This window comes from Roseivirga sp. 4D4, assembly GCF_001747095.1.
Lineage (GTDB): Bacteria > Bacteroidota > Bacteroidia > Cytophagales > Cyclobacteriaceae > Roseivirga.
Genome location: NZ_MDGP01000001.1, coordinates 1483464 through 1495455, shown reverse-complemented (window position 1 = coordinate 1495455; position 11992 = coordinate 1483464). Strand labels below are relative to the sequence as shown.

Genomic DNA, 11992 nt, shown 5'->3' with positions numbered 1-11992 from the left:
TGGGGGTTGGGTGAGCCTGAAAGTCCCTCGTTAGTTAATTGTGAGCGCAGAACTCGAAAATAAAGAAATTATTGCCCGCTGGCTTAGCGGAGACCTCTCCGAAGAGGAGAAGGCTACTCTCGCACAAAGAGATGATCTGGGTGATCTCAAAGCGGTGCTGGATGATGTTAGCACCTGGTCACTGCCTCCGGTGGATACCGAAGCAAGTCTCCAAAGACTTCGAGCAAAAACCGCTGCGCCTAAACCCGAAACCAAGGTCATCAGCTTTAGACCTTTCCTCAGAGTTGCTGCGGCCATTGCCTTATTGGCTACCGTTTGGTTTGTCTATGACGCTAACACCAATAGTGGTTTGGTAGACCTCAATACTGGCTTGGCAGAAACTATTGAGCACGAATTGCCTAATGGCTCTATCATTACTTTGGGTGCCGTTTCCAGTGCCAGCTATGATAAAGGTGCCTGGGAAGATGAAAGACTGATTGATCTGGAAGGTCAGGCCTTCTTTGACGTAGAGTCTGGGGCTAAGTTTACCGTGAATACGGCCTATGGCGATGTCACCGTGCTGGGTACCGAGTTCGATGTGCAAACGATCAATGGTGCCCTGAAAGTCAATTGCTTCGAGGGAAGTGTTGCGGTGATCTCAAGCGATCGGCAAGAAATACTGAAACCGGGTGAGGGAATTTTGTTCGAAAACGGAACCTTTGAAAGGGTTTCCTTCAATAACAGAACACCCAACTGGACGGGGGCTTTGAGTATTTATGAATTAACAGACCTCGATGATGTCGTCAATGACCTCAAGAGATACTATCAGGTGGAGATCAATCTGCCGGACGACCTTGCCGATGAAAGCTATTCGGGTAGCTTCTCGCATAACAACCTGGAGGAAGCCTTACGCTCCATATTCACTCCTTTAGAGATCGCATATACCCTTGGTGCTGACGGAACAGTTGTTTTTGAATAAAAGCCGCTTCATCTTTGAATATGCTCAAAAGCCTTAGGTCGACTTGTTTTGTATGGACATGCTGTTTGCTATTGGGGGCTGGACAATGGGGTGTAGCCCAATCCCGAGCATCGATCATTGAGGTTTTCAAAAGCCTGGAACAGAAACACAAGGTTGTTTTTTCCTACAATCCAAGGCTGATACAAGCACTTCAATTGCGCTTTGATAATACGAGTGAGTCTTTAGAGGCATCCTTGGAAAGAATCAGTGATGGACTTCCTTTAAGTTTCGAACGGGTCGGGTCGAATGGTATTCTGGTGATCCCCATTCGTTCAAACCTTGAATTCAGCGCACGAGATATCGATGATCAACGGCCGATCGATTTGATCTACGTGTCGCTCAACAATGAATCGCCTACCTATTTACTTCCTCAGGAAGGTCGCTATACGGTTCAAAACACCTTTATAACGGACTCTATTACCATCAATACCTCTTTCTACCACCCGGTGGCAACTACTGTTGGGGACTTAAAGTCCAAAGGCGGTGTGGTGGAAATGAAGGCCGAAACCACCGATTTGGGGGATGTTACCATCCTGTCTTATATCACCACAGGAGTTAATTCCGTCTTGGGAGATCATCGCATCGAAGTCGATATGACGGACCTCAGCCTGATCGCGGGAGAAACGGATGGAGATGTTTATCAGGTGCTGCAGGCTATCCCCGGCATTCGATCACCCAATGGCAAGCCCGGTAGTCTTAATCTAAGGGGAGGACCTTTCGACCAAAACCTGACCCTTTTCGATAATATCCCCATTTACCATACAGGACATTTCTTCGGGACCTTTTCGCCCTATAACCCGGGGATCGTAGATAAGATCAGCATTTACAGAAGTGGATTGCCTGCTTCCTGGGGCGGTCGTGTAGGAGGGGTGATCGATATCAAAACCCAGCAACATGTGCCTGATTCGGCAAGTATTGGCCTGATGACCAATACGGTGACTTCAGGCTTGGAATTGAGGCTGCCCATCGTGAAAGATAAGTTAGGGCTTATCCTGTCGGGAAGAGCGAATGTATTCGGCAATATGCCTCCAAAACTGGAAGCTTATTATGACCTGAACTTTCAAGGAAGCAGAATTTCAGATATTGCGCTGAATGGGCCTATAGAGCTCCGAAACCTGAATATTGGCTTTAGTGATATCAATGGTAAGCTCATTTATAAACCTGGCCAGCGACATCATTTAAGCTTGAGTTTCCTCAATATCGGCAATGACTTTTCCTATGACCTGTTCTCGCCCAACCAGAACCGATTGGAAACGGAAACGTCCGAGCTAGACAACTGGGGGCTGACCCTGGAGTGGCAGGGGCAACTCTCTGATGCCGTCAATTTGAGAACACGATATACTTCTTCGCAATTCAGATTGGAGGAGCAACGTACCGAACCCAGGAACAATGGCAATGGTGTAAACAGGGAGTTTGTCAAAAATGGAATTGACGATCAAAGGTTAGATGTAGCACTCAATGTAGAGCTCGATCAAAAGACAGATTTGAATGCGGGATATGAGTTCTCGAACCATGATATCACTTTCGATGATACGATCGATGGAGACAACCCTCAGGTGGTCGATAGACGAAGTGGTAATGGTGATATCAACGCCTTATACCTCAGTTTAAAACATCAGTTTAGCGATAAGCTGATCGTGGATGCGGGTATCCGATCCAATCATTTTTCGGTGGGTGATCAGTCGTTTTTTGCACCTAAACTATTTGTTACTTATTTGGTGTCTAAGTCATTGTTCTTCAAGGGTTCAGCGACAGGTTCTTATCAATATGTGAGGCAGAATTTCGCCAATGACTTCGATGACTTTAGGATTCAGAATCAGTTCTGGTTATTGGTCGATGAGAACATTCCAGTGCTAAGGGGGAAGCAATATATGATGGGTGCCTTGCTCGATCATGGTAGCTGGCTTTTCGATATCGAACTGTACGACAAGGACGTCAAAAATGTGATTCGACCTGGTACCGGTCAGGTCCCCATTATTACAGGAGATCTCAATGTGAAAGGCATCGATTTTCTGGCGAAGAAACGATGGAGAGGTTTCGAGTCCTGGCTAAGCTATTCTTTGAGTCATGCAGAAGAAACCTTTAGAGTCGAGCAGCAGCAGGGACCCAGAAGATTGGTCACCAGAGATGCCTTCTATGACCAGCGCCATGTACTCAATCTGAAGTTCCTTGCACCTGTGGGTCGATGGAATTTGGCGGCATCGTGGAGCCTGATGTCGGGTGTGCCGGTCTATGAGGCCGACAGGGATGAGGTGCTGGACAATAATGGTAACCAATACGATATTGAGTATACGGGCAATTTTCCAGCGCAGCATCAATTGGATTTGTCTGCCTCTTATAGATTTTCTAAGCCTAATGCACCGTGGAGAGGCATTTTGGGCTTTTCCATATTGAATGTTTATGATCGGCAAAACATCATCAATGCCTTTCAGGAGAATGTCAATATCAATAATACCATTCGCTACGGCCTGGGCTTTTCTCCCAATATCCAGTTGAAAGTAACCTTCTAGGTCCTTCAAGGCGCCTTACCGTATCATCACAATCTTCAAGATAACCTTTTCTTTTCCCCTTCGTTTCTTTAGTTGTTTTACAAAATAGTAAAAACCTATATGAGACAGGCTATTGGAGAATTTGAGGAGATCGTCCTACTGGTGGTAGCGGCTCAGCATGACCAGGCTTATGGGCTATCGGTTACGGAAGCCATCGAGGAGCAGTTAAAGCGATCGGTCAAATTGAGCAGTGTACATACTTCTTTGTATCGCCTCGAAGAGAAAGGGCTTGTGGAGTCGAGGATAGGGGATACATCCACTTTAAGAGGAGGCAGAAAGAAGCGCCACTTTACCATTACCACTTTGGGCAAGCGGGCCCTAGTCGAAACTCAGGAAGCCCGAAAGATACTGTGGAACCAGATTCCAAATAACGTATTAGACATTCCAAAAGGTTGAGCAAGAACACTCCCATAAAGCCTCCCAAGCTGGCCACGCGCATTTTCAAGGCCTATTGTAAGAATGAATTGGCCGATAGCATATTAGGCGATATGCAGGAGCAATTCTTTAAACAGGCTCAGCAGGGAAAGCTGCTACGTGCCAGGCTTCACTACTGGCAGAACGTCTTCACTTTTGTCAATCGCCATACTTTGAAATCAAGCAAACCGAGCACCTGGTATGCTAAAAACCATACGGCTATGCTGAGAAATTACACTTTGATCACCCTCAGAAACCTCAAAAAGAACCCACTCTTTTCTTTGATCAACTTATTGGGACTGGCAGTCGGTTTAGTCAGTAGCTTGATCATTTTTATCTATATACAGCAGGAGCTGAGTTTTGATAACTTCCATCAAAATGCTGATAACATTTATCGGGTGACGAGTACCTATGAACGACCCACAGCGACTTACAATTGGGTGAGAACTCCGCCCGCATTAGCGCCTGCCATTAAGGAGAACTTTCCGGGCATTGGTAAGGTCACGCGCTTGAGGACAACCGATGAGCACCTCTATTTCATTGAAGATGATCCCTTCGTGCTGGAACGCGGCTTCTATGCTGATTCAATGTTCCTGGAAATGATGGATTATCGATTGGCTCTGGGCGATCCGTTGACCGCACTGGATGAACCTAATTCCATCGTTATTTCCCCGGATTTGGCCACCAGGTTTTTTGGCAATGAAAACCCAATGGGCAGAATCATTCGCTTCGACAATGAACTGCCTCTCCGGGTGACAGGAGTCTTCGAAGAGCTGCCCACTAATACGCATTTAGACTTCGAGCTATTGATCTCATTTAATACCTATGTAGTGCCAGAGGGCTATTTGGCCAATTTGAATAGCTGGGCATGGGGAGGTTTTTACACTTATGTCTCGCTTGATACAGAGCTTGATGTAAAGCAGTTAGAAGCAAGAGTAACCGAGCTCTATGAAGAAAACTATACCAGAACCGATACCAAAGTGACGGCTCACTTTCAACCCTTGAAAAACCTCTATCTGGATTATGGACATTTTACAAATCAGGGAGATGGAGTCAGGCTGGGAGACAAAAGCACGATTTTCACTTTGATGGCCATTGCCATCCTGGTACTTGTAGTAGCCAGTCTCAATTACATGAATCTCTCTACTGCAATTTCTCTCAATCGCGGTAAGGAAATAGGTATGAGAAAGGTAATGGGGGCGGTAAGTGCAAGAATCAAGAGTCAGTTTCTTTGGGAATCGATATTACTCGCCTTAACCAGCATGTTCATCGCGATAGGACTTACCTGGTTGGCGCAACCCTTATTTGCGGACCTGTTACAGATTACTCTCCCAACCGACATTGGCGGTCTGCTGAAGATTCTTCCGGTATTATTGGCTGTGACCTTGTTGATCGGATTCTTAGCAGGGCTTTATCCTTCATTCGTACTCTCCACTTTTAGTCCCATCAAGGCACTAAGAGGCAAATTAAAGACTTCTGCTACGGGCAATACCGTGCGGAAAGCGCTTACCATCTTTCAATTTGTAGTTTCCATCGTCTTGCTGACAGGTAGCTTCCTGATCATTAAGCAGACACAGTATATGAGAGAGCAACCACTGGGTTTTGAAACGGAGAATGTCCTCATATTAGATGTGCTCGGTGTGGATATGAATGAGCGTAATGATGTTTTGAGGAATACCATGCTGAGAAACCCTTATGTCACAGGCTTTAGCTCGTCATCACATCAGTTTAGCAATTCATCGAGCAGCGGCCCTGCACATTTAGAAGGGGCTTCGGATGATGAAAGCTTCCAATTGAATTACTACCAGACCGGCCATGACTTTATAGACTTAATGGACCTGGAAATCACACAAGGGCGCTTTTTCTCCAAGGAGTTTCCCAATGACACGGCAGTGGCCATGGTACTTAACGAAACCGCAGTCGCACAGATGAAGCTGGATGACCCGGTAGGACAAAGAATGCAGTTTAACAACCGTGACCGGGTAGTAGTGGGTGTGGTGAAGGATTTTAACTACAGTTCCTTACATACACCAATAGCACCTATGGCCATTGTGATGCCGTTTACGGTACCTTCCACCTTCCTGATCAAAACTCAGGGCAATGACCTGACCCAGGTAATATCGTCTATTGAAAAGGACTACAAAGCGATTATTCCGGAGGCGCCTTTCAATATTAGCTTTCTCAACGATGACATTGCCAGAATGTACGATCAAGAAATCAGGCTTTCGAGATTGGTGGGGCTCTTTTCATCCCTTGCGGTAATTTTGGCCTGTTTAGGCTTATACGGTCTTGTGACTTACTCGGTACAGGCCAGACTATCTGAGGTGGGTATTAGAAAGGTGCTGGGAGGCTCTTTGAGCAAGATTATGATCCTACTTTCCAGGCAATTCTTCGGGCTCGTATTGGTTGCAAATCTTGTGGCTTTGCCATTAATCTTTTGGTTGGGCAATGACTGGTTAAATAACTTTCACTATCGCATAGATATGAGTCTGGATATCTTTCTCTGGCCAACCTTAAGTCTGTTGTTGATTGCCATCATCACCATAAGTCATCAAGTGATCAAGGCGGCATCGACCAACCCTGTGAAAATTTTAAGGAGTGAGTAAAGATTATATCAGGGTAGTTCAAATAGCACGCCTCTTACCCTGATTCAACTTTCTAAAGATTTCATTAACTTCCATGTAATCAACCTTAGATAGCATGGACAGAAGAGAATGGATGAGACGAGGCAGTGCCTTGGGCGCCTTGTCACTCCTCAGCGGAGGCAGTATCATATCATCAATCACGGCCGAAGAGAAGGCCAAATTCAACCCCAGAGACCTAGAATACCCCATTCAACTTAACTTCAACGAGAACCCCTTTGGTCCATCAGAGAAGATGCGGCAAGCCATGGTCGATGCCTTCAAAATTGGCTGTCGTTATCCTGATACTTATTCTCAGGAGCTCTTGGATATGGTTTCAGAGAAGGAAGGTGTGCCCAGAGATCACATTGTCATCACGGGTGGATCGACTGAAGGTCTGAAAATTACGGGTTTGACCTTCGCCAATAATGGGGGAGAAATCATTGCTGCCCGACCGACTTTCCTGGCTATGATGATGTATGCCAAGCAATGGGGTGCGACCATCAATTGGGTAGATCTGGACGAATCACTGACCCATGATGTGGATGAGATGTACAGGAGGATATCGTCCAAAACCAAGCTGGTCTTCCTTTGTAACCCCAATAACCCGACTTCCACTATCCTTCCTAAAGAGAAATTATTGGACTTCTGTAAATCGGCTTCCAAAAAGGCCATTGTGTTCAGCGATGAGGCCTATTATGACTTTATTGAAGAAAAGGACTATCCTTCGATGACCACTTTGGTGAAGCAAGGGGAGAACGTGATCGTTTCCAGAACTTTTTCAAAGGTCTATGGCCTGGCGGGCATCCGCATTGGTTATCTGATTGCCAAGCCAGAATTAGCCAATACTATTCGAGACAATGTTGTGGCCTACACCAATGTGCTGGCCCTTAAGGCTGCCGCGGCTGCTATGCAGGATGATGAATTCTATCAGTTTAGTTTGTCCAAGGTGAAGGCCTGTAAGGATATTATGTATAGCGCCATGGACGATCTGGATCTGGAGTATATCAAGTCGAGTACCAACTTCATCTTCTTCAAGACCGGCAGGGATATCAATACTTTCAATAAGCAGATGCTTGCCGAGGGTGTGAGGGTTGGAAGGGCATTTCCTCCCTATACCGACTGGTGCCGTATCAGCACAGGCACCATCGAAGAGGTACAGTATTTCGCGGAGAAACTCAAAAAAGTATTGTCTTAAACCACAGCCTAAATATGCAAAATCAATCCATTGGCCCTGGGGCTAAGACTATTCTCGGGCTTTTGACATGCATTCTGTTTTCTGCCTGTCAGACGGATTATGAAGAACCTGTCGTCTCGCTTGAAGATTATGTGGTCGAACCTGGTTTTAAACTGGAAGTGATTGCTTCGGAACCCTTTCTCGAAGCGCCAGTTGCCATAGATTTTGATAATCAGGGAAGAATCTGGACCGTTGAAATGAGGGGTTATATGCAGACCCTAACGGGCGAAAGTGAGAGCATGCCCAATGGAGTGATCTCCATATTGGAAGATAAGGACGGAGACGGCAAAGTGGATCATTCAAAAGTCTTTTTGGATAGCCTCGTATTGCCGAGAGCCATTGCCCATGTCTATGGAGGCCTCCTATATGCCGAACCACCCAACCTTTGGTTTGTCGAGATCGAGAATGATAAACCAGGAGATCTGGTCTTGGTAGACTCACTGTATGCAGATGAAGGCAATGTAGAACACCAGCCTAATGGTTTGATGATGAACATTGACAATTGGATTTATAATGCCAGATCACATTTCAGGTATAAAAGGGAGAATGGTGTTTGGTTGAAAGAGCCCACAGCTTTCCGGGGGCAATGGGGAATTACGAAAGACAATTTCGGTAGGCTTTATTATAACAATAACTCCACCCAAATCATGGGTGATTATGTTTTGCCCAATGTGCTCACCAGAAATCAATACTATGAGCCTAAGGATGGTTTGGGGAAGGTCTTAACCCGAAACCAGAGGGTTTATCCATTGCACGCTACGTTGGTGAATAGAGGGTATGAACCCGGTGTTTTAGATCAGGACAGCGTATTAAGAAATGTGACTTCATCATGCGGACCGTTGGTATATCGGGGTGGCCAATTTCCACTGGATTATACCGAAAACGCCTTTGTATGTGCACCTGAAGCAAACCTGATTAAGCGAAACCTCTTAATGTTCGATGGACCTATCACCACAGCTAAGCAGGCTTATGACGATCGCGAATTTATCGCCTCAACGGATGAAGGTTTTCGTCCCGTAAACCTATCCAGTGGCCCTGATGGAGGGATGTATGTGGTAGACATGCACCGGGGGATCATTCAGCATGGAGCGTATATGACTTCTTATTTAAGAGAGCGTCTGGCTGCTGCCGGTATGGATAAGATGGTGGGGATGGGCCGAATCCTTAGGGTCAAAAGTACTGACAAAGCCCTTAACACGATATCAGGTTTTGAAAGTAAGTCTGCCGAAGGTATGGTCGATCTATTAAGCCATAAAAACGGATGGGTCAGAGACAGGGCCCAGCAACTCATCATTCAACATGGGCAAAAGGAAGCTATACCTCACCTACAGGCTTTATTAGAAAAAGCCGAGCCATTGGCTTCTATGCATGCTTTCTATGCCCTAGAAGGATTGGATGCCATTGATTCAGGCGTATTGATCAAAGCCGCAAGGAGTAACAATGTGAACCTTGCTGCTCATGCACTTCAAATGGCATACAATCGAGGTAACCAGAATGAGCAGATCGATATGATTAAGGAGGTGATGGCTCGGGATAATGCCATACTAGACCTTTACTTGCTTTCCTACCTGGGGCAATCTATTACAGCGGGCTATGCGGATCTCTCAACATATGCTGGATACGCTGATGAAATCTTGAGAAGAAATCCTTCAGCGCTCTATGAAGATGCATTCGCCAGCGCCTTGACCGATGCCGCTGGTGCTTTCTTGAGACTTGCTGATCACAAAGTTCAACCTGACTTAAAGACTAAGTTGGAGGGAGTAGTAGCTGATCAAAACGACAATAAGAAATTCTGGATTTACGCACAAGAGTCTTTGCCTTTGGACGATCGAACACACGGTCTCCAATTGTACAGAGAGACCTGTTCGGCCTGTCATGGAGGCAGTGGAAGAGGAATAGAAGGTTTGGCGCCACCTTTGGACAATTCAGATTGGATCAAAGGTCCGGTGGAGAGGCTGGCACTAGTCTTATTGCATGGCCTAAAAGGTCCGGTTGATGTCAACGGAAAAGGATATGAATTTAATGCTCAAATGCCCGGCATTGCCAGTAATCCTGATTTTAGCGATCAGGACATCACAGACTTGATTACCTATCTCAGCAACGCATTCGGCACTTCAAGTCGTGGAGCGAATGCTGATATGATCAAGAAGCTGAGGAAAGTGACACCAAAAGATGGAGCATTTACACAAGAAGAAGTAAACGATGTTGCCAATGAAAACTAGGTTGATTTTACTGCTAGCCGTTATCATAGTTTCGGCTTGTTCCAATAACCAAGACGAATGGACAAAACCCTTCAATGGAGTAGATCTAGAAGGTTGGAAGATACTCGGTGGAGAAGGAACGTACTCGGTTATTGATGAAGAAATCATAGGAACAACTAAAGGCACTGCGAATACTTTTCTAGCCACAGAAAAACCATATGGCGATTTCATCCTGGAACTCGAGGTTTTCGTAGATCCAAGAATGAATTCCGGCATTCAGTTTAGAAGCGCACAAAAGGAAAATGGTACCGTGTTCGGTTATCAGGCAGAGATTGATCCTTCAGACAGAAAATGGAGTGGCGGACTCTATGATGAATCAAGAAGAGGATGGCTTTACCCTTTGGACTTAAACGAGGCTGGTAAATCGGCCTTTCAGAATAACACTTGGAACAAATACAGGATCGAGGCAGTGGGTGACTTGATTCATATTTGGGTGAATGACATTTGTACTGCTGCTGTAAAAGATAGTGTCTCAGGAAGTGGTTTTATAGCACTTCAGGTGCATGGTGTGGGTACAAAAGAAGAAGAGGGCAGGCGAGTGAAGTGGAGAAATATCCGCCTAAAGACCACTGGTCAAAAGGAAAGCATGAAGGAAGTGCCCACTTCAGTTGAGATACTTAATTTGCTCGAAAAATAAGAGTTTTGAGTTCTAAAGTGCAGCGTATCGAGATCACCCAGGATCAGGCTAGAAAGCTTGTCTTAAAATCACAAGGTCTAAACGGGGTTCAAGAATCTTCTATTGATGCCATCAAGCGACTCAGTTATGTCCAGATTGATACCATTTCGGTAGCCGAAAGAGCACATCATCATGTCTTCTTCACCAGAAATCCTGACTACCAGAAAGAGGACCTAGGCAAGATGGTTTCTGACAGATCAATTTTTGAGTACTGGAGTCATGCTGCGGCATTTCTACCGATCGAGGATTTTCAATTCAGTCTCTATCACAAGTCGGAGGTACAAAAGGCGGATAAATTCTGGTTTGAGAAGGACAAGAAAGTAATGCGTAAGGTATTGAAACGCATTAAAGAAGAAGGTCCTTTGGGGTCCAAAGATTTTGAGAAGGCATCTAAAGTAACGCAAGGTTGGAGTGATTGGAAACCAGCTAAAGTAGCTCTGCAGTTACTGTTCATGGAAGGGAAAGTGATGATTTCTGAACGGCAGGGTTTTCAGAAGCTTTTCGATTTAACGGAACGCGTTTATCCTGAAGCTTTAGATCTAAAGAAACCAACTCAAAAAGGCTATTGTAATTACTTGATCGATAGAGCAATCAGTTCGCAGGGCATGGTTACCGAAGCCGAAATGGGCTATTTGAGAAAGGGACTTAAGAAACCCATTCAGCTGGCTTTAAAACAGAGGGTCAGTAAGAAAGAAGTTTTGCCACTGAGCATAGAAGGAAAGCCCGAAGTGTACTATACATTTCAAGAAAAGATCGATCAACTGGATTATCATCTCGGACTCAACCTTCACCTCCTGTCCCCATTCGACAACCTGGTGATTCAACGCAATAGGGTAAAGCAGATTTTCGATTTTGACTACCTGATTGAGTGCTATGTGCCAGAGAAAAAGAGAAAGTATGGCTACTACACCCTGCCGATACTTTATGGCGATCGGTTTGTTGGGAGACTTGATCCTAAGGCGGATCGCAAAACCGGGATGTTTCAAATAAAGAAACTATGGTTCGAGCCTGACTTTCATCCTGATGAGCACTTTTGCAATCAGTTCGCCACCGAAATCAAAGCATTTGCTCATTTCTGTGGCTGCAATAAGCTGGCACTTGATAAAGTATACCCAACTAAATACAAAGCACTGCTTAAAAGACACTTAAAAGGGGGTTAGGCGCCCAGTAGTAACCGTTCATGTAAGTCTCTGCATGCTTGCTAAACCTTTCCGATATTCAGTAATCAAACACTGAA

Annotated in this window: 8 protein-coding genes; all 8 read left to right on the top strand. The window is 45.3% G+C overall.

Annotated features, from left to right (window positions below; all coding sequences use genetic code 11):
- Nucleotides 1-40: 40 nt before the first annotated feature.
- The 8 genes from BFP97_RS06525 (at nt 41) to BFP97_RS06490 (ending at nt 11915) form a co-directional block, all read left to right on the top strand.
- Nucleotides 41-958, top strand: a complete 918-nt coding sequence (locus BFP97_RS06525; protein WP_069841639.1) for a FecR family protein — start codon at nt 41-43, stop codon at nt 956-958.
- 20 nt (nt 959-978) lie between these two features.
- Nucleotides 979-3507 carry a TonB-dependent receptor plug domain-containing protein gene (locus BFP97_RS06520; protein WP_083262458.1) on the top strand — a complete coding sequence of 843 codons (2529 nt, stop codon included), beginning with the start codon at nt 979-981 and terminating at the stop codon, nt 3505-3507.
- 99 nt (nt 3508-3606) lie between these two features.
- Nucleotides 3607-3942, top strand: coding sequence for a PadR family transcriptional regulator (locus BFP97_RS06515; protein WP_069841637.1), 336 nt, complete (start codon nt 3607-3609; stop codon nt 3940-3942).
- Complete coding sequence (locus BFP97_RS06510) at nt 3939-6566, top strand: ABC transporter permease (protein ID WP_069841636.1); 2628 nt, start codon at nt 3939-3941, stop codon at nt 6564-6566. The genes BFP97_RS06515 and BFP97_RS06510 overlap by 4 nt, the downstream gene beginning before the upstream one ends.
- A gap of 94 nt (nt 6567-6660) precedes the next feature.
- Nucleotides 6661-7779, top strand: a complete 1119-nt coding sequence (locus BFP97_RS06505; RefSeq protein WP_069841635.1) for a pyridoxal phosphate-dependent aminotransferase — start codon at nt 6661-6663, stop codon at nt 7777-7779.
- A 14-nt stretch (nt 7780-7793) separates the two neighbouring features.
- Nucleotides 7794-10040 carry a c-type cytochrome gene (locus BFP97_RS06500; RefSeq protein ID WP_069841634.1) on the top strand — a complete coding sequence of 749 codons (2247 nt, stop codon included), beginning with the start codon at nt 7794-7796 and terminating at the stop codon, nt 10038-10040.
- Nucleotides 10030-10716 carry a DUF1080 domain-containing protein gene (locus BFP97_RS06495; RefSeq protein WP_069841633.1) on the top strand — a complete coding sequence of 229 codons (687 nt, stop codon included), beginning with the start codon at nt 10030-10032 and terminating at the stop codon, nt 10714-10716. The genes BFP97_RS06500 and BFP97_RS06495 overlap by 11 nt, the downstream gene beginning before the upstream one ends.
- 5 nt (nt 10717-10721) lie before the next feature.
- The gene (locus BFP97_RS06490) at nt 10722-11915 is read left to right on the top strand and encodes a winged helix-turn-helix domain-containing protein (protein WP_170827420.1); all 1194 of its coding nucleotides are present in this window, start codon (nt 10722-10724) and stop codon (nt 11913-11915) included.
- The last annotated feature ends 77 nt before the right edge of the window (nt 11916-11992 follow it).